Genomic DNA, 24,914 nt, shown 5'->3' on the forward strand with positions numbered 1-24,914 from the left:
TCGCTTATGAAGCATTATGATAAGCGTTTGCTTCATCAAATCAACTTTGTTGATTATTTCTTTGCCTCCTTAAAATCAACGTTTCTTAATCTGAATCTTTGCGTTAAAAATTTTAGATTAAGATTATTTCCAAAGTTTGTCATTCCGAGGAACGAGAAATCTCAACATTATTTTTTAGAGATTCTTCAATACGCTTCGCTTCTTTCAGAATGACAAACGTTATATTTTATCATTCTTTTAGAAAATGTAATGTCTTCTACGGCCAAAAGCGGGTTTTATCCCGCTCTTAGTAAGTAAACTAATATTTATTATTTTGACCAATTAATTCTTTTTGTCTGAACATTCTGAGAATCGGTTCCGACCATGATGTCGAATTCGCCGGCTTCCCAGTCGTAATTCAGCTGATCGTCATAAAATTTCAGATTTTCCGGTGTTAAAGTGAAATTGATGGTTTTAGTTTCCCCCTTTTTAATGAAAACTTTCTGGAAACCTTTCAATTCTTTTATCGGTCTCACTACCTTCCCGAACAGATCTCTTATATACAACTGCACTACTTCTTCCCCATCGTAACTTCCACTGTTAGTCACATTAACACTGATGCTTAAAGTTTGATTTCCTTTAAGATTCATTGAACTTAACTTCATATCAGAATATGTAAACTGAGTATAGCTTAAGCCATAACCAAACGGAAACTTCGGATCGTTATCCAAATCAATGTAAGCCGAAACGTAGTTTCTGTCGGTATTGTTTTTCGCAGGTCTTCCCGTGTTGTAATGATTATAATAAACTGGAATCTGCCCTTCTGTTCTCGGGAAAGTCATCGGAAGTTTTCCGCCCGGGTTTACAGTTCCGAAAAGAACGTCTGCGATAGAATTTCCAGCTTCCGTTCCCAACCACCAAGTATACATAATCGTTGGAATATTGTCTGCTGCCCAGTCAAAAACCAAAGGTCTTCCTGCATTAATCATTAAAACAATCGGTTTTCCGGTTTTCGCAATTTCTTTCAAAAGATCTTCCTGAACGCCTGTAAAATGTAAATTACTTCTACTTTTTGCTTCACCACTCATTGCAGAACCTTCACCTAATGTCATGATCACAACGTCAGCTTTCTTCGCTGTTTCCACCGCTTCTGCAAACATCGATCTGTCCTGATCATCAACATTAGCACCTTTTGCGTACAATAATGTTGAATTTTTATCTAATTGATTTTTAATTCCGTCAAATTGAGTAATGATCCTTTGATTATCATCTTTAAATGCAACCGACCAAAATCCGTGATTGGCAGAAGTCTCTTTTCCGAAAGGACCAATTAAAGCAACCGTTTTCGTCGATCTGGAAAGAGGTAAAATATTCTTCTGATTTTTAAGCAAAACAATACTTTTTGAACCAAATTCTCTTCCGAATTTTCTGTTTTCCTGATTGTTTAGCTGCTCTTTCTGTCTTTTTTCGTCGCTGAATCTGTAAGGATCGTCAAATAATCCCATCTCAAATTTTTTAACCAAAATTCTTCTGGCTGCATCATCAATAAATTTCGGATCAACCTTGCCTTCCTGAACCAATTTTGGAAGCTCTGCCATGTAAGCACGGCTTTCCATATCCATATCGCTTCCGGCAAGAATTGCTTTTTCCGCCGCTTCTTTATTGTCTTTTGCATAGCCGTGAGGAACCATTTCGCCAATGCTTCCCCAATCCGAAACCACAAAACCTTTGAAATTCCATTTGTCTTTTAACAAATCTCTTAAAATGTATTCATTTGCCGTTGCGGGAATTCCGTTGATATCATTAAAAGAATTCATAAAAGTGGCAACTCCCACTTCTGCAGCCGCTTTGAAAGGAGGAAGATACGTTTCGTTTAATTGTCTCAAACTCATGTCAACGGAATTATAATCTCTTCCGCCAACTGCCGCTCCATACGCTGCAAAATGTTTGGCACAAGCCATAATTGCATCCAGATTTCCAAGACCTTTTCCCTGAAAACCTCTAATTCTGGCAAGACCAATCTGAGTTCCCAAATAGGTATCTTCACCGGAACCTTCCATTACTCTTCCCCATCTCGGATCTCTGGCGATATCAACCATTGGCGCAAAAGTCCAGTGAATTCCGTAAGCCGAAGCTTCTGTTGCGGCAATTCTTTCGGATTTTTCAATTAATTTTAAATCCCAGCTTGCTGCCTGACCTAAATTTACAGGAAATGTTGTTCTGTACCCATGAATGACATCCTGACCGAACAATAATGGAATCCTCAATCTTGACTTTAAAGCTAATTCCTGAAATTTTCTGGTCTCTTCAGCTCCCGCTACATTAAGCATCGAACCGACTTTGCCTTGTTTTATTTCATTTAAAACCGTTGCAGAATTGGAATTCTGAGGGCCTGTTGCATATTCAAAACCACTGTATTGAACCAACTGCCCCACTTTTTCTTCTAACGTCATTTTCGACAATAGTTCAGAAACTTTCTGATCGATCGTCTTTTGCCCGAAAGCATTCATCCCAAATGCTGTAATTGCTAATAAGAAATAAACTCTCTTCATTTTTACTTTAATTTTTTGACTGTATATCTTTTGTTTAATTAAATTTTAACGCAAAGTCCACAAAGGTTTTTACAATTAATACTGTTTATTTTTAAGTTCACAATGGCGTTTCACTTAACTAAGATCACAAAGACTTTTCAATCAATACAATTATCTTTTATTTAAAATATATATGTCGCGGTAGAGCTTCCTGAAATCGTTACAGGAGCTGTTTTTTGATTATATTTAATATTAAAGTTTCTATCCGTTGTGTTGCTGTTCTGAACAATCAAAACAGTTTTTCCGGAAGGAGTTTTAAAAGCCACTGTTGAAAGGTTATCGCCCTGTGTAGAAGCAATTCTCTGAGAATTTACCGGGACGAATTTCGAAGCGTGAGCGATGATGTAGTAGGCAACATTTTTATCATAACCCGCTGCTCCGTTCACTGTGACTGCGCCTTTACACTGTGTACAGCCACCTGGTGTGTGTGGTCCGAACGATGCATCATTTGCTACATTCCATTCCAACGCCGTCTTACTCCAATTTCTCATTGATCCAATAATAACGTTTTTCACGTGCCAATCCAAATCTCCACCGAAGTTTCCCGTAGAACTTGTCCATTGTTCTGTAAAATATACATTTTTGGATGGAAATAAATTATGAACCGTACTTAAAGCCGAAATATCTCCCGCATATAGATGGAAAGCCGATCCGTCTACATACGGATTTGCTGATGTGTCATTTAAAACCGCCAAAGGATACGCCGGATTATCACAGTTGTGATCGTAAGCAATAATTTTTGTGGTTATGTTAGCCGCCTGAAATGCAGGACCTAAATGATTTTTAATAAAAGTCGTCTGGTCGCCTGAAGACATGTACATACTTGGATTATTTCCCGGATGTAGAGGTTCGTTCTGTGGTGTGATGGCATCGATTTTAATTCCCTGTGCCTGCATTGCCTGAATGTATTTCACGAAATACTGAGCGTAAACTCCGTAAAACTCAGGTCTTAGACTTCCTCCCATGCTGTTTCCGTTGTCTTTCATCCAAACCGGTGGAGACCAAGGTGTTGCAAGAATTTTAATATTTGGATTAATAATTAAAATATCCTTTAACATCTGAATTAGAGCCTGATCTTTAGTTAGGCTAAATTGTGCAAGCGTAGGATCCGTCTGTCCTGTCGGCATATCGTCATAAGAAAAAACTTCACTGTTCAGATCTGAAGCTCCAATGCTGATTCTTAAATAACTTACTCCAATTCCGTTGCTGCTGAAAAGATCATTTAATAATTCTTGCTTTTTAGCTGTATTTAATTGATTAATGACCTGAACGCTTCCGCCTGTGAGTGTATATCCAAAACCGTCAATAGTCTGGAAAACCTGTGAAGCATCCACCTCAATAGTCGTTCCCGAGCTTAATTTTCCTGAAAATGAAGCTGCACTTTGTTGTTGTAGTTTCACTGACTGATCTCCTTTCGTTAACCAAACCTGTACCGGATCTTTCGTATTTTCACCATTATTGGCTAAATCTGAAGCCGTACTGCTGCAGTTTAAAAAAGAAAGAAGCGCTACACCGCAAAGTGCAGCACTTCTAAGTACGAAACTATATGAATATTGTGAAATCATATCATTTTAGTTGTGTAGGGAATTAGGTTGTTTTTCTAATTTCAACTTTATCAACACTTAAGCTGTTGACTGTTTTTCCACCACATTTAATTACTAAATACATTGTTCCTGTAGTTGTAGCCGTAAAAACACCACCGTTTTTACCTGCATTACAACCTATGGATGAAACTTTTCCTCCAAACGCTGTTGTACCACAACCGTCCCAAGTATTTATATTTCTATATACGGTACCGGTGATATCATTTCCGGGTGCCGGCAAACTGTTGAGCATGTAAACTTCAAACCATGTATCTTGTAACCCTGTAGCGGAAGAGGCTACCAAGTCTATTGCATATTTTTGCCCGGCTACAACATTTACAGCCTGATAAAAAGCCTGTTGATTGCTGTTAGAAGCAACAATCGTCGCTTTTCCGTTGGCAAACACCCACTGTGCCCCTGTAGAACTGATAGGAAAGATTGTCCATTTTGCGATTTCTTCAGGTGTATCAAATCTTCCTCCCTGAATAATATTTCCAGCCAAAGGATCCGAAGTAGGAACCACAACAGTCTGGCTTGTCATTCCTCCCGACTGTCCGCCAATACCTACTGCACTATGTTGAATAACATAAGTTCCTGCATCCGGAAGGAAAATATCTATTTCATTTTTTCCGTTTACAAAACCATCACCATCAATATTCCATTGAGAATTGATGAAATTAATATTATTATTCTGTACTCTTTTTAAGTGGTATCTGTTCTCGCTTGTTTTGGTAATCGTAAAAGCAGCATCAGCGGAAGGCTGTGTCAATCCGTTCCCTTCTTCCACCGTTTCCGGAGAGCAACTTGCCAGGAAAAAAGCAGCAGAACCTATTAAAAGGCTTTTATTAATATATTTAGTTATCATGTTTTAAATTTTAGTATCCAGGGTTTTGTTTTAAAATTGTATTGGTCAATTCGTTGAAAGGAATCGGAAGAATTTCGTGCTTGCCAGCCACAAAACCTCTTGCTCCTAATTTTGCCGGAGCATCTCCCCATCTCACCAAATCGAACCATCTGTGTCCTTCTCCTGCCAGTTCTCTTCTTCTCTCATCCTTAATAGCCTGCATCGATACAGGAACTGAAGGCAGATCTACTCGGTCTCTTACAGCATCTAATAATGCCTGTGCTCTGGAACCCGTTCCTCCCAATGCTTCTGCTTCCATTAAATAAGTATCTGCCAATCTTATCGCAATATAATTTTGACGGAAATTTAATTCTACAGCACCCGGCTGAGTAGTTTCGTCAGTGGTTCTCGGCAAATATTTATTTAAGAAATACCCTGTATCTTTAAATCCTGCAGAATACGTCACTTTGCCTTGCTGCACCCATGATTTCGCATTGAAAACAGTTGCATTCAGACGAGGATCACCCTGCATAAAATTAAACAGATCTTCCGTAATAGGGTTGAATCCCCAGCCTTTGTGAATACTTGGAGCATCGTTTATAAGAGGCGAAATATCCACTTTACCATAAGAAACAATTCCTACCATCTGGTTTACAGAGTTTCCTTCGTCTTTTCCGGTTCCCCAGAATCCCCAATCTGCATTACTTGCGTTGGTATGCATCACTTCAAGAACAGATTCTGTAGTGAATTTATTATTAACCTCCCATAATGTAGAGAAATCATCCACCAGCTTATAACCATACTGACTCGTTCCTCCCGGTGTACCATTCACCATTTCAAATTGCGCAGCCGCTAAACTGTACTTTTTATCATATAGATAAATTTTTCCCAAAATAGCTCGAGCCGAACCTTGTGTCAGTCTTCCTTTTTCGTTGGCTGAATTTATTGTCATCGGAAGATCTCCAATAGATGCAAGAATATCACCTTCTATCTGAGCATACACATCTTCCGGTTTTGCCTGTGGAACATTGTAATAATCATCATTATATTTGAATGGCTTTAAAATTAAAGGAACGTTTTTGAACATTCTTAACAATTCAAAATAATATAATGATCTCAAGACTTTCGCTTCCGCAATAAATCTGTTTCTGGTCTGATCATTCATCGTAGCGGCAGGAATTTTTTCAAGCAAAATATTGGCTTTTGCAATTCCCTGATAGTAATCTCTCCAGTAGCTTGGAGGCATGATAATAGGGTTAATGGAATAATTTGAAAAACCCTGAATCCCTGCACCGTCTGAAGAGTTTCCTCCTCCGGAATAAAAATCGTCAGAAGCTGCGTTGAAAAATGTCACCATATTTTCAAAACCTCCCGAATATTTTCTTAACATATCATAGGTTGCCACAAGACCTGAAAATGACTGTTCCTCGTTCTGGAAATAAGTACTTTCGTCGAAAGTTCCTGTATTCTGTACATCTTCCAGATTTCCATTGTTACACGAAACAGCTCCAAATCCTACGCCTGCAAGCATTAGAACCGCTACACTTTTATATATAAATCTTTTGTTTTTCATTTTTCTTTAAATTAAAATTGAACATTAGCACCGAAAAGGAAAGTTCTTGCCTGCGGATAGAAAGCTCTGTCTATCCCGAAAGTATCTGCACCTGCAATCTCAGGATCGTAACCTGTATATTTGGTAAATGTAAACAAGTTTTCTCCCGTTACATAAAACCTGATTTTTGAAGCTCCAATTGTTTTTGCAACATCTTTGGATAAGGTATATCCAATCTGAACCAACTTAATGCGCAAATAATCACCTTTTTGAAGATAATAATCAGACATTCTGGTATAGTTCTGGTTCGGGTCGTCTTTAGTAACTCTTGCGACCGTATTTGATGTTCCTTCGCCTGTCCAACGATCTAAAATCGCTGTCTGATAGTTTGCTTCAGGAATATCAAGTCTTCTTAGACCCTGGAATATTTTATTTCCTGCCTGGCCTTGTGCAAATACCATTAAATCGAAGTTTTTATAGTTCATATTTAAAGTAAATCCAAAGGTATATTTTGGCACAGAACTTCCTAAATTGATGTAATCTGCCTCATCAATCTTACCGTCTCCGTTGGCATCCAGTCTTTTGAAATCTCCAGGTCTTGCATTAGGCTGAATTAGTCCTCCGTTAGCATTTCTGTACGCATCGATTTCTGCCTGATTCTGGAAAATACCTAAGTTCTGATATCCGTAGAAAGATCCGTAAGATTCTCCAACCTGCTGTCTGGAAACTGTTCCTAATGTCTGGAAAGAAGCAAAATTCACATATTGTTTATTCGCTTCAAGTCTTGTTACTTCATTTTTCAAGTATCCGAAATTACCATTCGCGGAAAGTCCAAAGTCTCCCCAGTTCTTTTTATAACCTAAGCTTACTTCGATCCCGTCATTATTCATATCTCCGATGTTTCTCCACGGGCTGTTAATTAAACCTAAATATCCTGGCAGATCTACTCTTCTTAAGATATCGGTACTTTTCTTTCTGTATACATCAACACTTAAATCGAAGTTTCTGAAAAGTTTAAGGTCTGCAGCAATGTTGAACTGAGAAGTTCTTTCCCACTTCAGATCCGGATTTTCCAATGTACTTGGCGCATATCCTACATGAACGATATTATCTCCAAAAGTATAATTGCTACCCGCTACAAAGAAATTAGCAAACTGGAAATCATCAATAGCATCGTTACCTAAAACGCCATATCCTCCTCTTAATTTCAAGCTGTTAACCACATTATTTTCCGGCCAGAAACTTTCGTTTGATACATTCCATCCTAAAGACATTGCAGGGAATGTTCCCCAATGGTTGGCTCTTGCGAATTTAGAAGAACCATCTCTACGGATTGTTCCTGTGAAAAGGTATCTGTTGTCATAATCATATACCACTCTCGCAAAATAAGAAGCTTTATGCGTTTCTTTTCCGTCCCATGCGTTTGACGTTTTATCGGTTGCTGAAATATCGTAGTTGAAGGATGCTTCTCTCCAATCGTTGGTCGGAAGATTTTTGTATGTCGTATTTTGTCCGTAAGAAATATTATACTCGTAATATCCCTGCCCCAATAAAACATTTAAACTGTGCAACCCGAATTTATTTTGATAGGTCAATGTATTTTCTGTATTCCACTCAAATTTTCTCTGGATTTCTCTAAATAAGCTATTGGTGGAATTAGAGTTAGCCGAACTCAAATAAGCTTTTGGTGTAAATGCCTGATTTCCCCAATAAGCAAGCTTTCCGTTTACACTAGATTTAAAACTAATATGTTTATTGATTTTCAAATCTGCAAAAACATTGGCAACAATATCATCAGACCATCTGTATTTTCCTCTCTGTGTTTCCTGAAATGCCAATGGATTCGACATTTCTTTACTTACCCAGTGAGAAATTCCGTAAGGATTCCCGTTAGGATCTCTTATAATATTTGCGTTATTGGTATAGTCACTTGGAAAGGGCTGGCTTGCAATATCAGTAACAACAAGCGGTGTTGTAGGATCAAGATTGATCGCGGAACTCAAAGGTCCCCCGAATTCATTATTATCGCTGATTCCCTGAGCTTTTACGTGAGTGTAGGCAAAGGTTTGCCCAATTGTTAAAAAGTCAAAAACTTTATGTGTTGAATTAAATCTTGCATTAATTCTTTTATAGTTCGAAATATCTCTCAAAACAATACCTTCCTGATCGTAATATCCGAATGAAGTATAGAATGTAGATTTATCGTTACCCCCGTTAATGCTGAACTCATGAGACTGACGCTGTGCCGTATTGAAAATCTGCTTTTGCCAATCTGTACCCGCACCCAGTGCATTAACATTGGAGAACATTGGACCACGTCCATCGTTTACATTGGCCTCATTCATAATAGTGGCGTACTGTGTTGCATTAAGCAGATCCAGCTTTCTGGCAGCATTTCCTACTCCAAAGAAACCATTGTATGAAAGATTCATTCTTCCTTTCGCGCCTTTTTTTGTAGTAATTAGAATTACCCCTTTCGCCGCAGAAACCCCGTAAATTGCTGCTGAAGCACCATCTTTCAGGATTTCCATGCCTTCAATATCAGATTGGTTCAGCCAGCCGATATTATCAACTACAATACCGTCTACTACCCAAAGCGGGTCGTTACTTCCTGCTCCAAAACTGGTAATCCCACGGACACGAACCGTAGGTGCGCTCCCCGGCTGCCCGGAATTTGATACAACACTCACCCCGGCTGCTCTTCCCTGAAGTACTTGCTCGGGTCTGCCGGCAACGGGAGCATTTTCGATGTCAGAAGCCTTAATACTGGAAATAGCTCCGGTCACATTACTCTTCTTTTGTGTACCATAACCGATCATTACCACTTCCTCGATTTTGGTCTCTTTGGAAACAGTATCTTTCTTTGTGTTTTGGGCGCTGAAATTGGCAGTAAAATAAAGCACTGCAACCATTCCCAAACTTCTAGATATTCTTACATTCATATACAGTTAGTTTTTTAATTCTCAAATTGAGACAATAAAAATATATTTTTTTTTAAATAATTAACATTTTATTAATAAATATTTTAATATTTCGTTTATTTTTGGGGGTTTAAAGGCCTATATTTATTCCAAAAAAACATCGTTTTTTGTAAAAATACCATAAAAACAATCCCCAAAATGACGACTCAACTCCATAAAATTTCGCTTCCCCTCAAGTTGACTTTTCTAATTTTCTCAATGGTATTAAACTGTGTAGGCATCGTAATTCTGCAACTTTCCGAGGAAAAAATAACGTATGATCAGTTAGGTTTTTTAGAGTCATTTAAAGATCTGCCCATTGCATTTATTTCGCTTTTTGCAGTTAATTTTATTGGTAAGTTTGGGACTAAAAAGTCATTAATTTCGGCTTTAACAGTTGTTGGCTTTTGTTCACTTATTTTACCATTTGTAGAAGTGTTTTGGTTTTACAAATTATGGTTTGCCGTCATCGGGACATGCTTTGCGTTAGGAAAAATCTGTGTCTACGGAATTCTCAGAAATAATATTTCGGATGAAAAGTCTCTTGCCAAAACAATGAGCAGTGTAGAAGCCTCTTTCATGATCGGAGTATTTGTAGTGAATACAGGATTTGGGTGGATTATTTCAAGCCAGTTTTCCCAATTCTGGAAATTTGGCTTCCTGTCAATTTCAGTATTATCTGCTGTTACTATTTTCTTATTTTCCAGGTTATCCATTTCAGAACCTTTAAAAACGGAAAAGGAAAATATCTTCAAAGATCTTCTCGCATTCATTAATCCTTTGGTTATTATATTTTTAGCTGTTATTTTTTCTATTGTTTTTGTAGAGCAGAGTTTCAATTCCTGGCTGCCTTCCTATTATAAAAACCATTTGAAGGTAAACTCTTTTTTTGCGCTTCAGGCCTCTTCATTTATGGCTTTGTTTTCTTATATCGGAAGAACCATCACCGCCAATATCATCCACAAATTTTCATTGAACAGATATTATGTACTTTGTTTATCACTAATAATTCTGGTGCTTATCTGCATCCTTGGAATTCAGTATCTGGATAGTACCGATTCACGGGCGTTGTTGTTTTTATTTCCTGTTATCGGTTTATTTCTGTCACCACTTTATCCTGTAATTAATTCTAAAATGATTGCCCATACCAATAAGGCAAAAGCCGGGCTCCTCACCTCTCTGATTGTTATATTTTCATCACTGGGAAGTTCAGTAAGTTCCATTATCATGTCGGTACTGTTTAATCAACAGTTATTGGAGTTTTATTCCATGTATATCTTATGCGCTGTAATTTTAGTCTTTATTATTAGTATAATTTATTTTAGATTTGCTGATAAAAACAATTAGAAAATAATTCTATTTTTACAACCATGAAGACTGATCATAACAAAAACATAGAAACATTAAAAGAACTTATTGAGAGTAAAGACCTTATACCGAACGTTTCGGTAGACTGCACCATTTTTGGTTTTCATGATAATATCCTTAAAGTACTTTTATTAAAATACCATGACCTTAATTTGTGGTCGTTACCCGGTGGTTTTGTTTTCATTGATGAAGATCTGCGTGAAGCTGCAGACCGCGTTCTGTATGAAAGAACCCACCTGAAAGGGCTTTTTCTAGAACAATTCCACACTTTCGGAAGATTAGACCGGACAAAAAATAATGTTCACAAAACCCTTATCAACAACAAAGGCTTAGACGTACCCGTTGACCACTGGATTTTACAGCGTTTCTTAACGGTAGGATACTGCAGTCTAATCGATTTTTCTTTAGCCAATACTTTTCCGGATGCCTTCAATGAAACCTGTGCATGGTTTGAGGTGAGTAAATTACCAAACATGGCTTTTGATCATGACAGAATTATTGCCGAAGGTTTACAATACCTTCGTAAAAATATTGATACTCAGATTGCTGCAAGCAATTTATTACCGGAAAAATTTACGATGAAAGATCTTCAGTCTTTGTATGAAACAATTCTGGGCGAAAAATTCAGAAGAAACAATTTCCAACGTAAGATACTGAGCATGAATTCATTAGAAAGAATGGAAAAATTATATGACGGTTCTGCCAATAAAGCTCCCTATCTGTATAAATTTAAAAGCGATCTTAATAATTCTTCAAACAGCTCATCCATTTTCAACGATGATGAAATCTGATATTAAGATTCCAAATAACGAAAAACAAAGAATAAGTCACTGAAATTCAACCTATAAAATACATGATAAAAAAGTTTTTCTGTAATGCCTAAAAGTGTTATTTTTAGAAAAATTAAAATATAATGTCATATTATTCCCTTACGAGCATTCCTGATTATTACGGGATTGATGCCTTACTTACCGAAGAACATAAACTTATCCGCCAATCTGTAAGAGATTGGGTAGAAAGTTTTGTGATGCCACAGATTGATCATGCAGCACAAAACCATACAGATATCCCGAATCTGATGAAAGAATTGGGGCAAATTGGGGCTTTAGGTCCATATATTCCTGTTGAATACGGAGGTTCCGGTCTCGATCAGATTTCTTACGGTTTGATTATGCAGGAACTTGAAAGAGGAGATTCTGCTGTTCGTTCTGCCGCTTCTGTGCAAAGTTCTTTGGTGATGTTCCCAATTAATGAATTCGGTTCTGAGGAACAGAAAAGAAAATACTTACCAAAATTAGCTGCGGGGGAAATGATTGGTTCTTTTGGTCTTACAGAGCCTAATCATGGTTCTGATCCGGGTTCTATGGAAACTCATTTTAAAGATATGGAAGATCATTATCTTTTGAATGGGGCAAAAATGTGGATCACCAACTCTCCGCTTTGCGACATTGCGGTAGTTTGGGCAAAAAATGAAGAAGGAAAAGTTCAGGGACTGATTGTTGAAAGAGGAATGGAAGGCTTTACAACACCTGAAACACACAATAAATGGAGCTTAAGAGCTTCAAAAACAGGGGAATTGGTTTTCAACGATGTAAAAGTTCCGAAAGAAAATTTACTTCCGGGAGTTACAGGTCTGAAAGGACCTTTATCTTGTTTAAATTCAGCGAGATATGGAATTTCATGGGGTGTAATTGGTGCGGCGATTGATTGCTATTGTACTGCTGTTCAATATTCTAAAGAAAGAAAACAGTTTGGAAAACCAATTGGTTCTTACCAGTTGCAACAGAAAAAATTAGCCGAATTTTTAACAGAAATCACTAAAGCTCAATTACTTTGTTTGCAATTAGGGAATCTCAAAAATGATCACAAAGCAACTCCTGCACAGATTTCTATGGCGAAAAGAAACAATGTGAATATGGCGATCGAAATTGCAAGAGAATCCCGTCAGATCCTTGGAGGGATGGGAATTATGGGAGAATTCCCAATGATGCGCCACGCTGCAAACCTTGAATCTGTAATTACTTACGAAGGAACTCATGACGTTCATTTGTTGATTACAGGTCTTGACATTACAGGAATAAATGCTTTCTAAATTTTAAAAATTTAAAAATACAAAAGAGCTTGATGATATTGTCAAGCTCTTTCTATTTTATTTGAAACCATCAGATCATATTAATTTGAATAGGTTTTAATTTCTTCAATAAAATTAATATCCGGATTAAGGATTTCTTCGATCAGGCTTTTTACGGAAGCCATCGCATCATCAATATTTCCTTTCTCAAACTGTAGAGAAACCACCCCTTTTTTGGCTTCGGCAAAACTCCAGATTCCGGTTTCTATCGGGAGCCCCCAAAATTCGGGGAGATTCTGAACGACGTATTGATAAATACACAATTGCAGTGCCTGCTTTCTGTCGCTTTTATGAAAATAATCTTCACGGTTTTCTTCATCTATTTTTACAATCAGATTTTTGATTTTTGCCGTTTTATAATCAATAATTCTTAAAGTTCCGTTTAGCTTATCAATCCGGTCAATAAATCCAAAGAAAGAAATTTTATTTTTTTCATCAAGATAAAAATCGACATTTTCAAAGCGTTTTTCAATGTCTAAAATCTCTAATTTATTTCCGCTTTTTACCAATTCCAGATCATAATTAAGGATACTTTCCACTACTTTTTTGGCAATGGCTTTATGAATAAAGTTCATTCCTTTTTCATAAAATTCGGGCTGGTGTTTTAGCTTGCCAATCGCAGTTTCAATATAGTGATCTATTTCTTTAATTGAATTTTTTAAATCACTTTCCTTTAATATTTTACCTTTTAATACTTCATATACTTCTTGAAGTGTATAATGCACTAAATTCCCGTAGTTTTTAACAGATAATTCTTCCTCAATTTCATCACTTTCGGAGGTATTCAAAATCTTGGAAAGATAAAAATCAATCGGATTATAAAGATAACTTGTAAGGTGTGACGCAGAAACTTTTTCCTTCCACTTTTCCAGTCTTTCCAGAACAATATTTGTCTTTGAAATTTCGATCGGTTGTGTAATAATAGGCTCGGAAGAATTTTCAATAATCAGGTGTTCGATCTGGTGAGAGCTTTCCATTTCAATCTGAGTGATGAACCTGCTTTTTTCACCTGTATTTACCCCTGAACTTAATGCATTGAACAGCAAATGAACATTTTTAGTATCCTGGATGAGACGGTAAAAATGATAGGCATAAATACTGTCATTTTCCAAAAACGTATGAAGATCGAAAAATCTTCGGATATCAAAAGGAATATAGGTATTCTGCGAATTTCCGAGGGGTAATTTTCCTTCGTTCACGGAAAGCATAATCACGTTTTCAAAATTCAAAAGACGAGTCTCCAATAAACCCATAATCTGCAAACCCCGCAAAGGTTCTCCTTGGAAATCAATACTTTCTGAATTAATATGCTGATTAATCAAAATTTCCAGCGTATCCATTTTAATTTCAAACTGATACGGTGACAATTGATTTCTGATGATCCTGAAAGCATTCTCGAAGTGAGACACATTTTCATACTGAATATCATCTATCTCCAGCCATTTTATCTGTTTACAGAATGCTATCAAAGATTCTAGATAAATGTTGACAGATTCTGCCTTTTGAAGCAAATGATAATAAGAGAGCTCACCCAGAAGTTCCTGCATAAGCTTTTTAGAAATATAAACAATATTTCGCTCTTCAACCTGTGCTTTAAACTGATTGATGACCAACTCATCTTCAGCAGATTTAGGAAGTTCTTCAAGAATTGGGAAAACATCACGGTAATAGTAAGAAGTCTTATTTTTTTCGAGCTGTTTCTGAAGGTAAAAAAGTTGCTTTACGGCATTTGAAAAAGAAAGATTTTTCAAAGGAAAACCCATCGTAATGTTCAGATTAGGAACACTGTACATCACATCAAGACTTGCAGGAAGCAGATTTTCATCCAGCAATACAACAGCCGTATTCGAAAAGGTTTTGTTTTCTATAGTTTTGAAGATTTCCGGTAAAATTTTTGTCTGAGTAATATTTCCCGAAACTTCGTATACCTTAATATTTTTAGGCTGTTTAAAATCATCCTCAATCCACTGAAAAGCACGGTGATCATCAAACTCCTTCCATGTTTTATGGTTTCTCAGAAACTTTCCCGCTTCCTGTCTTTCGTCATCAAAATAATAATGATCTGCCTGAAAAAAACACTGTCCTTTATCCCACTGCAAAAGGCTTCTCACCAATTTTTCCTCAACCGGAGTAAAAGCGTTAAAGCCACAAAAAACAAACTTTCCCTCTGTGTTTTTAGCATAATCATCAATTTTAGCTTTTGCTGTTTCATGGATCATTCCCGAAGTTGCCCAGTTTTTTTCCTGTAGCTTTTTTTTAAGTGCGGGAAGAAAAATATTCATATTCTGCCAGAAATTGAGGAATTTTTTTCGTGGGGCATTATCATCTTCACCCAGATCCTGCGCCCATTCTTTAATTCTTTCTTCATCAAACATGTATCTCAAAACAGCTTCATCGCTATCGGAGAATTTCAGCATATCGTCCCAGTCCTTTTGTAATGTGGGAAACCATTTCAGAAATTCGGCAAAATCATCATTCGGAATAAGATTAAGACTTTTATATACATCATACGAAAAAAGCCACAGGGAAATTCCATTGATAGGCTGTTTGTCCGCTATTTTATCAATAAGTTCCTCGATGGTAAAAAAGTTGGGAAGAAATCCTGAATAATTATTTTCTTCCAGGATCTGGCGTATAAAAACAATGGGTCGTTTTCCGGGCAAAACGATATTGAACGCAGATAAATCCGGGTTTTGGTCTAATAATTCGTGGACAATTTTATTTAGAAATTTCAAGATGCTTTATAGCTTTTATAATTTTCTAACTCTTCAGCAATAATACGATTATATTCCGATTGTTTTTCCTCCACGATGCCATTCCTTGTTTCACCATCGTAAGCTTTCTGAAAATTCTGGTATTCTCTAAGGATTCTGTTGTAAATTGCCTGAAAATATTTATCAAAATCAGCACCTGTTTTAATTTTTTCCGACACTTCTTTTCTTAATTTTCTTGAAAAAACTTCCGCTACATCAAAATGCTTCTGTTCATGCAGTAAAACATAGTCATTGATTCTTTTCGTGTCTTTCCATGATTTATCTTCATTAAAAACAGTCTGAATTTCGATTTCTATGGGAGCTTTCGGGTTCGAAGATTTTACATAAGAATAAGCCCAGCCACAGTTGGTATATGCCACTACATTACCGCCGCTTCTGTGGTTTACCTTACTTTTAAAATTGCTCCAGTTTAATTTTACATTTTCATTCCAAATAATTTTCTGTCCAAATAAAGCATTGGAAACCAGAAAACACGCTACAAAAATCCCTTTCATCTTTTATTCAACTACAATTGTTTTGGTGATCCAGTTATTATCACCGTTCCAGAATTTAAAAGTATAAGTTCCCGCATGCTGCGGGCTGAAATTTATCTGACTTGCCGCTGTATAAGTACTTTCTGTGCAAGGTCCGTTGGTAATGTATTTATAAGCCGTTACCGTTCTGTTCAGGTTGTCGTTATGAATATAATCATAGCCGTAAAACCCCTGACAGTGAGACGGATAAGTAGAATAAGTCTTAATACTCTGCACGCTAAAAACGTCCATCGTATCATTAATGATTTTTACACTGTCGATTTTTATTTTATCTACAGATTCTATGGTTTGATAATCGTCGTCATCATTACATGAAATAAAAAATAATCCTAAAGCCAATGCAGAAAACCCAATATGGAAAAACTTTTTCATAAGTACAACATTTTGATTATTATTATTAAATTTTCAGCAAAAATTATTCCTTATATATGTTAAATTAAGAATTAAAATTGCCTTTCGATAGATACACTACTTTTTTTGTATCATAAAATTCTTCATCAAAATAGTTTTTAAGACTGAAAATTTCACATTTCAATCCGGCAAGCTCTTCGGCAAGATCTCCACCCTTTAAATATAAAATTCCATTATGTTTGGGATTAAACTGTTCTTTTTCAAATTTGCCTTTCAGCCATCTCAGGAACTCCGGCATCTGGGTAACCGCTCTGCTTACCACAAAATGGAATTTTTCCTTTAATTTCTCTGCTCTCCCGTGGATGGCAGTCACGTTTTTTAATCCAACTCCTTCTGCTACTGCTTTTACCACTGTTATTTTTTTACCGATAGAATCGATCAGCGTAAATTGAGATTCGGGAAACAAAATCGCTAAAGGAATTCCCGGAAAACCACCTCCTGTACCGATATCCAAAACTTTTGTTCCCGGTGCAAATTCCATCACTTTTGCAATTCCCAAAGAGTGTAAAATGTGCTTTTCGTACAGAGATTCCATATCTTTTCTGGAAATCACATTGATTTTTTCGTTCCATTCATTGTATAAATCTTCCAATTTATTGAACTGATCGATCTGTGTTTCTGTAAGATCCGGAAAGTATTTTAGTAGTAACGTTGTAGACATGTGAAATATTATAAGAAGGCAAAAATAAGTTTTTTATCAGCGTAATTCAAATCTCAAAAAATAAAAGATTGCCGGGTGACAATCTTTTGTGATTAATTTCTTTCGATATAATTGTTGGTTCTTCTTAAACGCCTGGCAATTTCTTCGTCCAGATTCTTTATTTTTTTCATTTCGTCAAGTCCCACCCTTGCAATAAAGCCATCTTTTAACTGAATATCAGCATTTCCTGTTTGTTTATTGATGTTCATGCTTTGAATATCTTCATTGGTGAAGGTAAATCCATTCATTGTTTTTTTATATTCAGCGAATGTCATTTTTTTAGTTGATTTTGGCAAAAGCGAAAAAATTCCTTTTACTTTTTTAATCTGAATTAAATTGAAAATATGATTATTCTCAGAATCTTTTAAGCTTACCACAAGCCCAGGAAGTCCTGAAAATTTGTAAGGACCATCATTCACAGGATAATCTTTACTGAACCATGCTTCCCAAATTCTTCCTTTATAATCTGCCATGGCTTTCCGGCAATTGATATGATTAATTATTAAAAACTCTTTTTCAATCTTCCACTTCGGAGTTTCATTTTCAGGAACTGATAAATTGACTGTCTTGAATTTATCATAAAAATTCATTTCTTTTTTAGAATAATCTTTTTCTACAACATAGCTCAGATTTTGATCATAAGATTTGGCTGAAAGCAGATCTTTATAACTTTTCGTTATCGCATACAGAGAATCTCTTTCATACTTTACTGCATTATAGAAATACGATTTTTTGCCATTGGTATCAAGATTCATATAATCGGTAACGATGGAATCTTTTTTCTTAACATCAGGCTTCATTTTATACTCGTAAACGAAACGGTAATTCTGAGCCGAAACCAGAGAAACAATGAAAAAGAAAAGTAATTTATACATGATGTAAGGATTAATATTTAAAACTTGGCGAATAACTACAAAACTAGTGATAAACTTTAATCTGAACAAAAGTCTGTAAAGTAATTTACCTTAATTATTAATAGGCAGGAAGTTGGGAGTCGGGAACCGGAAGAACATTTAGGATAAAAAATAATCTCAAAGTATATAAACTTCCAACTTCAGACACGTATTTTCCGTCAAAAAACATCCCACAAAAATTTTCCAAAATTAGTTTTTATCATATATTTGTTAAAATAGAAAATATTTAAAATAATTAAATGAATAAACTTTCAGATAGAGTAAATCGACTTGGTTACTCACAGACTTTTGTAATGTCTAATAAAGCCAGAGAAATGAAGGCTAACGGAATAGATGTCATCAGTTTAACGCTCGGCGAACCCGATTTTGATGTACCGGACAATATAAAACAGGCCGCTTTTGATGCCATCAACGAAAACTACAGTCACTACTCTCCTGTTCCAGGATTTTTAGAATTAAGAGAAGCTATTTCTCACAAACTTAAAAGAGACAATAATTTAGAATACAAGCCTTCGCAAATCTGTGTTTCAAACGGAGCCAAACAGGCGATCATCAATGTTTTAGCAGCCATTATCAATGATGGGGATGAAGTTATTCTTCCTAATCCGTATTGGGTAAGCTATGATGAAATGGTAAAAATGATGGGCGGAAATTCTGTCATGCTTCCGACTTCTTATGTTACCGATTTTAAAATCACGGCAGAACAATTGGAAGAAGCAATTACAGATAAAACCAAGGCAGTTCTTTTCAGTTCGCCTTGTAATCCTTCCGGTGGATATTATACGTATGACGAATTAAAATCCATTGCAAAAGTTATTGCCAAATATCCTCATGTAACGGTAATTTCAGACGAAATCTACGAATACATTAATTACGAAACCAAAACGACTTCTATCGCACAGTTTCCTGAAGTTTACGAACAAACAGCCGTAATCAACGGAATGTCTAAAGCGTTTGCGATGACAGGATGGAGAATCGGATACTCTGCCTGCCCTGAATGGCTGGCAAAAGCATGCGAAAAAGTACAGGGACAGATGACGAGCGGTGCCAATACCGTGGCACAAAGAGCATCCATTACAGCTTTAAAAGCAGATCCTTCAGAATATAAATACATGATTGATGCCTTCAAAGTAAGAAGAGACCTTGTATATGATCTGATGAAGGAAATCCCGGGGTTCAAAGTGCTTTTACCAAAGGCGGCCTTCTATTTCTTCCCGGATATTTCTTATTATATCGGAAAAACACTGAACGGAACCGAAATTAAAGATTCTGATGATTTTGCAATGTTTTTATTAGAAAATGCTCACGTAGGCTGTGTAGGCGGAGTTTCTTTCGGAAGCCCGGAATGCATCAGATTCTCTTATGCTGCTTCAGAAGAAGAATTGAGAGAAGCGATGAGAAGAATAAAAGAAGCATTGGAGAAAGCCAGTTAAGATTTTATCATTCACTTCAATAATAAATCAAGCCTGAGTTTGTACTCGGGCTTTACTTTTTATGATAGATGGAAACTTAATGGATGTTGAAAAAATATTTATTTAATATAATGAAAAGCACGATTTTAAAAGATATTCCCGTCATTTTTAATCAAAAACAATTATAGATTTTATTTATCAAAATACAGTTGTTTGATAGATGTGATATTTCTATATTTGCATCAGAAAATTTAATATAAAAACAAGGAAATTATGTCTTTAGTAGGAAAAAAATTCCCGAATGTAACAGTAGATGCAATGTCTGAAATGGGTGATGATCTTAGAATCAACATCTTCCAGGAAGCTACAGAAAACCAACAAAAAGTAATCTTATTCTGGTATCCGAAAGATTTCACTTTCGTTTGCCCGACTGAGCTTCACGCTTTCCAGGAGGCTTTACCTGAATTTGAAAAAAGAAACACCAAAGTAATCGGTGCTTCTTGCGATACAAACGAGGTACACTTCGCTTGGTTGAACGTATCAAAGGACAACGGGGGTATCGAAGGGGTAACTTACCCACTTTTAGCGGATACTCACAGACAATTGGCAAACATTTTAGGAATTGTAGATCAGGATTTCGAATACAATGAAGAAGGTGAAGAGGTTTTCACTGGTTCTAACGTAACTTACAGAGCGACTTACCTTATCGACGAAACTGGAAAAATCTTCCACGAGTCTGTAAACGATATGCCTCTTGGTAGAAACGTAAAAGAATATTTAAGATTAATCGACGCTTACACTCACGTTCAGAAGCACGGTGAAGTTTGCCCTGCAAACTGGGAAGAAGGTAAAGAAGCTATGAAAGCAGACAGAACTTCTACTGCTGAGTATTTGGCTAAGAACTAATACAATGTGTTAATTTGAAAATGAGATAATTTGAAAATTAATCGCATGATTACTTAAGAATTATCTCATTTTCTGTTTCTAAGAGCATGTTTAAGTTTTATTATTTTAAATTCTATATGATTAGCTTTTAGTTTTTCTCAATCAGTTTTTAATATAATTCTCGCTGATTTTGCTGATTGAGAGATCTATTTTCAATGTTTTTAATCTGCTAAATCCTTAAAATAGAGAGACTATAAATTTAAACATACTCTAAGCATTTTCAAATTAATAAATTTCCAAATTTTCAAATTAAAATTATGTATACAGAATTAACAGAAGATACCCTTCAAAATATAGTAAGCGATAATGAAAAAGTTGTCGTTCAATACGGTGCTACATGGTGCGGAAACTGCAGAATCATGAAGCCGAAATTCAAAAAACTGGCGTCTGAAAACGACAGCATTCCTTTCCTTTATGTAGATGCAGAAAAATTACCGGAAAGCAGAAAATTAGCAAAAGTTGACAACCTGCCTACTTTTGCGATCTTCAAAAATGGTGAATTGGTGAATCAGGTTCAGTCTAACCAGGCGGAAAGTTTAATTAATTTATTTAACGAATTATAAGATGAAGTTACCTGTAATCAGACAGTTTTTTCAGAATCAGACTCCTGAAAACCTTGAGAAAACATTAGAAGTTTTAGAAAGCTTCACCGAGTTCAGAGGAACTACAGAGGAAGACATGAATGTTGCCGGAGAATTAATTACCAATATCTGCGGAGCATTGGAAGTTCATGCCAATGTACAGAACGGAATGAGTGAAAAGGACGCTTTAAACTCATTTGCTCAAAAGGTTTTAGGATCGATTGACAAGTAGATTTCAGATTATAACTTAATCTTAAAATTACTATTTAAAAACACAGACTTCGCGCGAAGTTTCCCCATATTTTTTTAAATAAAAAATCCCGATGAAAAGACACATCAGGATTTTTTGGGTTTATAAAATTTCTTTTATTTCTTAATTTCTTCTGCTCATAAAAATGCTTAAAATATACCAGAATAAAAGCATGATAGAAGCAAATAACTGTAAAGATGCTCCGACATACTGACTGGTTGCATAAGAATCCTTAAGCTTACTGGTCTGATATAAAATCGTTGCAGAAGCCAAAATAACCATTCCCACGGAGAACCAAAGCCCTAGATTGAATCCGAAAAGCATTCCGCCAACGATTAATCCTAAAGAAATAAATCCTCCGATTATAATAATATTCCTAAGGAACGAAAAATCTCTTTTTGAGGTAAAAGCCACCATAGAAATCCCTGCAAACATGGCAATTGTTAACATTGCAGCCTGAAAAATAACTTGCGGACCAGCGTAAAGCGTCGCTATTTTAATTAACGGAAGGAAAATAATTGCTTCCAGTAAAACATAGAATCCAAGCCCTAAATATTGTGTCGACCTGCTCAATGAAAGCGACCATTTCGTAGCCAATACCGAAGCCAGCCAAAATACACCGATAATCAACAGCCAAATGTATCGCTGAGCAAACATCGCATAGATTATCTGATCCGGAACGATCTTTAACAGTACGGCTTCTACCCCGATAAATGCAAGAATTGACAAAGCAACATGCAAATAGGTTTTTTTGTAAAACTCTTCTTTTTCCACGTCTCTAGCGTGCGCAACTAAAACATCTGTCATCATAGTTATTTTGTTTTTAAAATGTTTAAATAATTTTATTTCGTGATCTTATAAGGTTTAATTCCCAATATTTTCCCGCTTGCTTCAAATACTGCCGTAATAACTTCTTTCGGTTCCGCCGCTTTGTCATCAGAATATTTATACTGGATCATCGGAAAGCTGCTTCCGTCAATCAATGGCTTATAACCCGTTTTAATAATTTCAAACGTTTTTTGGGTATTGATATCTGCAGAAAGTTTCTGATAAACAACATCGGTAACCATTTTTTTGGCTCTTTCAGATAACAGGGCATCCATTGCCTTACGGTCAGAAGCTTTTAAAGCCTCAATAAATTTGAGAAACTTTCCGTTGTACATTTCTATTTCTTCTTTGCTTAAACTTAAAGAAGGCTTTGTATTTTCGACTATATTCTTCTTGCCTTCAGTTTTCGGCTCTTTCCCTTTTTGTGAAAAAAACAACTGAAGTGATAAAACAGAGAAAATTAAAAGTATTTTTTTCATTATTTTAGTTATATCCGGTAAACGGAATTTTTCACTCCCTATTGTATCGCCTGTACATCATTTGCTGTATTCAGGTTTCACTCCTAAAATTTTTCCGTCATTCTCGAAGATAACCGTGATAATATCTCTCGGCGGATTCTGTTTATCATCCTCATATTTATATTGAATAGCAGGATAAGTCTCGTTATCCAACAGCTTTTGATTACCGGATTTATACACTTCCGTTTTCCGGTCGAAACTGATGCCTCCAACTAGCTTTTCAATAACCTGATCTGAAACAATATTTTTCACTTTATCTGAAATCAAAGCATTGACTGCATTTTTATCCGAAGCCTTCAAAGCAGCTACAAATTTCAAGAACTGGTGGTTGTAAAGATCAATTTTGTCTTTGCTTAATTCACCGGTTAATTCGATTTTCTTACTTTCAACAATTTTCACTTTGCTTTCCTGAGAAAATCCCATTTGAAAAGCCAAAACCGCAAGTATTAAGAATAATTTTTTCATACTAAATTTGATGATTGATTGTAAGCAAGATACGAAGAATTATATTACCGATAAAAATTTCATAGTGTCCACATTATCTGCGTATGTATTGAGCCCTGGGTTCTGAGCCTCTCCCAACGCAATTGAATCCAATGCAAGTTCCTGTTTTGCAACCACACACTGAATATTCTCCTCATTTTCACTGATAAAATCTTTCACTTCATCCAAAGAAGAATATCTGCTGAAATTGATCACAGAAAGCGGGCTGAATAATTTGTCATCCTCCTTCAGCATGACAAAATTATTATCCCAGAATTTTTCCTGATTCAAAAGATAAATCGCTCTGTTGTAATCATAATTATTCGCATATTTATTATGATTGATAATTTCCTGAAAACCTAAAAAGTTCTCAAACAGTCTGTCGATTACAAAATCCTCTGGAATAAATAATCGGGTTACATTCCTACAGCCTAACCCGAAATACTGGAAAATATCCTTGGCTAATAACTGCAATTCTTCATCTGTTTCATCACCTTTCAAAACAGCAATTGAAGTCCTGTTTTTTCTGATGATATGCAACTGGTTTTTAAAATAATACTCAAGATATCTTGCGGTGTTATTACTTCCTGTTGCGATTACTGCATCAAAATTTTCCAGTTTTTCAACAAATTCAAATTCAATTTGATTGTCTGAAAATTCTTTCCATTTTTTCAACAGAAAGGGAATCATATATCTATCCTTCGAAGACAGTTTAATAACCGGAATATGATTGCTCAACACCACAGAAATCACATCATGAAAGCCCACCAATGGTATATTTCCGGCAAGAATAAGCCCTACTCTTTTTGAGAGTTGTGAGATCTTGTATTCATTGATCCAACTTTTAATATTTTTCTCAGTCAGCAAATCTGCCCATTGCGCCAAAGCCAATTTCTGACTTTCAATGGTAAACCATGGATTTTCAATTTCCGATCTTTTTAACAAAAGTTCAAAATCAACATCATTTTCATTATATTCATCAGGATTTTTTGCTAAAAACGCTTTTATATAACTGCTTAATTTCGTAAGTCCTAAAACTTGATTTTCAATATTCATAATTTCTTTACAATTGGGGAATATTTTGTAATTTTGTGCAAATTTAAAAAAAATTAGCGATGGCTATTAAAATAACTGATGAATGCATTAATTGCGGGGCGTGCGAACCGGAATGTCCGAATAATGCAATTTATGAAGGAGCAGTAGATTGGAAAGCTTCAGAAGGTACTGAACTTAAAGGCACGATAACAATGCCATCAGGATTGACAATTGATGCAGATTCGCCGCAGGAGCCCGTAAGTGATGATGTATATTTCATCGTTACAGACAAATGTACGGAGTGTAAAGGTTTCCATGAGGAACCTCAGTGTGCCGCAGTTTGTCCTGTCGATTGCTGTGTTCCGGATGAGGACCATGTAGAATCTGAAGAAGCTCTGCTTAATAAAAAAGCATTCTTACACGGAGAATAAAAGCTGCCGTCTCATTCTTCATGAGGCGGTTTTTTATATACAAAAATTCAGGAATTTAATAAGAAACTATAAATAAAGCTGTAAGGAGAAA

General features: G+C 36.0%; 22 protein-coding genes. 8 read left to right on the plus strand and 14 right to left on the minus strand.

Annotated elements, in window-relative coordinates; all coding sequences use genetic code 11:
• Positions 1-308 precede the first annotated feature (308 nt).
• The 5 genes from bglX to BUA89_RS14335 form a co-directional block, all read right to left on the minus strand.
• Positions 309-2,531, minus strand: a complete 2,223-nt coding sequence (gene bglX / locus BUA89_RS14315; protein WP_072959294.1) for a beta-glucosidase BglX — start codon at positions 2,529-2,531, stop codon at positions 309-311.
• Between the two features lie 161 nt (positions 2,532-2,692).
• Positions 2,693-4,135 carry a glycoside hydrolase family 30 protein gene (locus BUA89_RS14320; RefSeq protein ID WP_072959298.1) on the minus strand — a complete coding sequence of 481 codons (1,443 nt, stop codon included), beginning with the start codon at positions 4,133-4,135 and terminating at the stop codon, positions 2,693-2,695.
• 22 nt (positions 4,136-4,157) lie between these two features.
• Entirely contained in the window at positions 4,158-5,018 is an 861-nt protein-coding gene (locus tag BUA89_RS14325; RefSeq protein WP_072959300.1) for a hypothetical protein, read from the minus strand.
• 10 nt (positions 5,019-5,028) lie between these two features.
• Positions 5,029-6,570, minus strand: coding sequence for a RagB/SusD family nutrient uptake outer membrane protein (locus tag BUA89_RS14330; protein WP_072959303.1), 1,542 nt, complete (start codon positions 6,568-6,570; stop codon positions 5,029-5,031).
• A gap of 11 nt (positions 6,571-6,581) precedes the next feature.
• The gene (locus tag BUA89_RS14335; protein WP_072959307.1) at positions 6,582-9,491 is read right to left on the minus strand and encodes a SusC/RagA family TonB-linked outer membrane protein; all 2,910 of its coding nucleotides are present in this window, start codon (positions 9,489-9,491) and stop codon (positions 6,582-6,584) included.
• A 177-nt stretch (positions 9,492-9,668) separates the two neighbouring features.
• Here BUA89_RS14335 and BUA89_RS14340 point away from each other — a divergent pair, with 177 nt between their 5' ends.
• From BUA89_RS14340 to BUA89_RS14350, 3 genes are all read left to right on the plus strand, one after another.
• Positions 9,669-10,856 carry an MFS transporter gene (locus BUA89_RS14340; RefSeq protein ID WP_072959311.1) on the plus strand — a complete coding sequence of 396 codons (1,188 nt, stop codon included), beginning with the start codon at positions 9,669-9,671 and terminating at the stop codon, positions 10,854-10,856.
• Between the two features lie 23 nt (positions 10,857-10,879).
• Positions 10,880-11,668: an NUDIX hydrolase gene (locus tag BUA89_RS14345; protein WP_072959315.1), complete on the plus strand. Its 789-nt coding sequence runs from the start codon at positions 10,880-10,882 to the stop codon at positions 11,666-11,668.
• Positions 11,669-11,790: 122 nt separating this feature from the next.
• A complete protein-coding gene (locus BUA89_RS14350) occupies positions 11,791-12,969 on the plus strand; it encodes an acyl-CoA dehydrogenase family protein (protein ID WP_072959319.1) in 1,179 nt (392 codons plus the stop codon).
• Positions 12,970-13,049: 80 nt separating this feature from the next.
• Here BUA89_RS14350 and BUA89_RS14355 read toward each other — a convergent pair whose 3' ends face one another.
• The 5 genes from BUA89_RS14355 to BUA89_RS14375 form a co-directional block, all read right to left on the minus strand.
• Entirely contained in the window at positions 13,050-15,743 is a 2,694-nt protein-coding gene (locus BUA89_RS14355) for a PD-(D/E)XK nuclease family protein (protein ID WP_072959322.1), read from the minus strand.
• Positions 15,740-16,276 carry a DUF922 domain-containing protein gene (locus BUA89_RS14360; protein WP_072959326.1) on the minus strand — a complete coding sequence of 179 codons (537 nt, stop codon included), beginning with the start codon at positions 16,274-16,276 and terminating at the stop codon, positions 15,740-15,742. Before BUA89_RS14360 ends, BUA89_RS14355 begins: the two co-directional genes overlap by 4 nt.
• Positions 16,277-16,279: 3 nt before the next feature.
• A complete protein-coding gene (locus tag BUA89_RS14365; protein WP_072959329.1) occupies positions 16,280-16,687 on the minus strand; it encodes a hypothetical protein in 408 nt (135 codons plus the stop codon).
• A gap of 64 nt (positions 16,688-16,751) precedes the next feature.
• Complete coding sequence (rsmG, locus tag BUA89_RS14370; RefSeq protein WP_072959333.1) at positions 16,752-17,387, minus strand: 16S rRNA (guanine(527)-N(7))-methyltransferase RsmG; 636 nt, start codon at positions 17,385-17,387, stop codon at positions 16,752-16,754.
• Positions 17,388-17,479: 92 nt separating this feature from the next.
• Complete coding sequence (locus BUA89_RS14375; protein ID WP_072959336.1) at positions 17,480-18,301, minus strand: GLPGLI family protein; 822 nt, start codon at positions 18,299-18,301, stop codon at positions 17,480-17,482.
• Between the two features lie 278 nt (positions 18,302-18,579).
• Between BUA89_RS14375 and BUA89_RS14380 the strand changes: the two genes are divergently transcribed.
• From BUA89_RS14380 to BUA89_RS14395, 4 genes are all read left to right on the plus strand, one after another.
• Complete coding sequence (locus tag BUA89_RS14380; protein ID WP_072959339.1) at positions 18,580-19,773, plus strand: pyridoxal phosphate-dependent aminotransferase; 1,194 nt, start codon at positions 18,580-18,582, stop codon at positions 19,771-19,773.
• 252 nt (positions 19,774-20,025) lie between these two features.
• Entirely contained in the window at positions 20,026-20,658 is a 633-nt protein-coding gene (locus tag BUA89_RS14385; RefSeq protein WP_072959344.1) for a peroxiredoxin, read from the plus strand.
• Positions 20,659-20,954: 296 nt separating this feature from the next.
• Positions 20,955-21,260: a thioredoxin family protein gene (locus BUA89_RS14390; RefSeq protein WP_047402181.1), complete on the plus strand. Its 306-nt coding sequence runs from the start codon at positions 20,955-20,957 to the stop codon at positions 21,258-21,260.
• Position 21,261: 1 nt separating this feature from the next.
• Positions 21,262-21,510: a DUF6952 family protein gene (locus BUA89_RS14395; protein ID WP_072959348.1), complete on the plus strand. Its 249-nt coding sequence runs from the start codon at positions 21,262-21,264 to the stop codon at positions 21,508-21,510.
• A 141-nt stretch (positions 21,511-21,651) separates the two neighbouring features.
• On the opposite strand, the gene BUA89_RS14400 is transcribed toward BUA89_RS14395, so the two are convergent.
• From BUA89_RS14400 to BUA89_RS14415, 4 genes are read right to left on the minus strand one after another with little or no spacing between them, the layout of a single operon-like run.
• A complete protein-coding gene (locus BUA89_RS14400) occupies positions 21,652-22,338 on the minus strand; it encodes a Bax inhibitor-1/YccA family protein (protein WP_072959351.1) in 687 nt (228 codons plus the stop codon).
• Positions 22,339-22,370: 32 nt separating this feature from the next.
• Complete coding sequence (locus BUA89_RS14405; protein ID WP_072959354.1) at positions 22,371-22,835, minus strand: hypothetical protein; 465 nt, start codon at positions 22,833-22,835, stop codon at positions 22,371-22,373.
• A gap of 57 nt (positions 22,836-22,892) precedes the next feature.
• Complete coding sequence (locus BUA89_RS14410) at positions 22,893-23,339, minus strand: hypothetical protein (RefSeq protein WP_072959357.1); 447 nt, start codon at positions 23,337-23,339, stop codon at positions 22,893-22,895.
• A gap of 39 nt (positions 23,340-23,378) precedes the next feature.
• Positions 23,379-24,413: an acyl-CoA reductase gene (locus BUA89_RS14415; protein WP_072959360.1), complete on the minus strand. Its 1,035-nt coding sequence runs from the start codon at positions 24,411-24,413 to the stop codon at positions 23,379-23,381.
• A 59-nt stretch (positions 24,414-24,472) separates the two neighbouring features.
• Between BUA89_RS14415 and BUA89_RS14420 the strand changes: the two genes are divergently transcribed.
• Positions 24,473-24,823, plus strand: coding sequence for a 4Fe-4S dicluster domain-containing protein (locus tag BUA89_RS14420; RefSeq protein ID WP_072959364.1), 351 nt, complete (start codon positions 24,473-24,475; stop codon positions 24,821-24,823).
• The last annotated feature ends 91 nt before the right edge of the window (positions 24,824-24,914 follow it).

This window comes from Chryseobacterium arachidis, from assembly GCF_900129245.1.
GTDB classification, from domain to species: Bacteria; Bacteroidota; Bacteroidia; order Flavobacteriales; family Weeksellaceae; genus Chryseobacterium; species Chryseobacterium arachidis.

Coding starts and splice junctions, on each gene's coding strand:
- bglX (WP_072959294.1), bottom strand. CDS start 2,531: ATGAAGAGAGTTTATTTCTTATTAGCAATTACAGCATTTGGGATGAAT.
- BUA89_RS14340 (WP_072959311.1), top strand. CDS start 9,669: ATGACGACTCAACTCCATAAAATTTCGCTTCCCCTCAAGTTGACTTTT.
- BUA89_RS14335 (WP_072959307.1), bottom strand. CDS start 9,491: ATGAATGTAAGAATATCTAGAAGTTTGGGAATGGTTGCAGTGCTTTAT.
- BUA89_RS14330 (WP_072959303.1), bottom strand. CDS start 6,570: ATGAAAAACAAAAGATTTATATATAAAAGTGTAGCGGTTCTAATGCTT.
- BUA89_RS14395 (WP_072959348.1), top strand. CDS start 21,262: ATGAAGTTACCTGTAATCAGACAGTTTTTTCAGAATCAGACTCCTGAA.
- BUA89_RS14405 (WP_072959354.1), bottom strand. CDS start 22,835: ATGAAAAAAATACTTTTAATTTTCTCTGTTTTATCACTTCAGTTGTTT.
- BUA89_RS14360 (WP_072959326.1), bottom strand. CDS start 16,276: ATGAAAGGGATTTTTGTAGCGTGTTTTCTGGTTTCCAATGCTTTATTT.
- BUA89_RS14390 (WP_047402181.1), top strand. CDS start 20,955: ATGTATACAGAATTAACAGAAGATACCCTTCAAAATATAGTAAGCGAT.
- rsmG (WP_072959333.1), bottom strand. CDS start 17,387: ATGTCTACAACGTTACTACTAAAATACTTTCCGGATCTTACAGAAACA.
- BUA89_RS14380 (WP_072959339.1), top strand. CDS start 18,580: ATGAATAAACTTTCAGATAGAGTAAATCGACTTGGTTACTCACAGACT.
- BUA89_RS14385 (WP_072959344.1), top strand. CDS start 20,026: ATGTCTTTAGTAGGAAAAAAATTCCCGAATGTAACAGTAGATGCAATG.
- BUA89_RS14350 (WP_072959319.1), top strand. CDS start 11,791: ATGTCATATTATTCCCTTACGAGCATTCCTGATTATTACGGGATTGAT.
- BUA89_RS14365 (WP_072959329.1), bottom strand. CDS start 16,687: ATGAAAAAGTTTTTCCATATTGGGTTTTCTGCATTGGCTTTAGGATTA.
- BUA89_RS14410 (WP_072959357.1), bottom strand. CDS start 23,339: ATGAAAAAATTATTCTTAATACTTGCGGTTTTGGCTTTTCAAATGGGA.
- BUA89_RS14415 (WP_072959360.1), bottom strand. CDS start 24,413: ATGAATATTGAAAATCAAGTTTTAGGACTTACGAAATTAAGCAGTTAT.
- BUA89_RS14375 (WP_072959336.1), bottom strand. CDS start 18,301: ATGTATAAATTACTTTTCTTTTTCATTGTTTCTCTGGTTTCGGCTCAG.
- BUA89_RS14400 (WP_072959351.1), bottom strand. CDS start 22,338: ATGATGACAGATGTTTTAGTTGCGCACGCTAGAGACGTGGAAAAAGAA.
- BUA89_RS14345 (WP_072959315.1), top strand. CDS start 10,880: ATGAAGACTGATCATAACAAAAACATAGAAACATTAAAAGAACTTATT.
- BUA89_RS14420 (WP_072959364.1), top strand. CDS start 24,473: ATGGCTATTAAAATAACTGATGAATGCATTAATTGCGGGGCGTGCGAA.
- BUA89_RS14320 (WP_072959298.1), bottom strand. CDS start 4,135: ATGATTTCACAATATTCATATAGTTTCGTACTTAGAAGTGCTGCACTT.
- BUA89_RS14325 (WP_072959300.1), bottom strand. CDS start 5,018: ATGATAACTAAATATATTAATAAAAGCCTTTTAATAGGTTCTGCTGCT.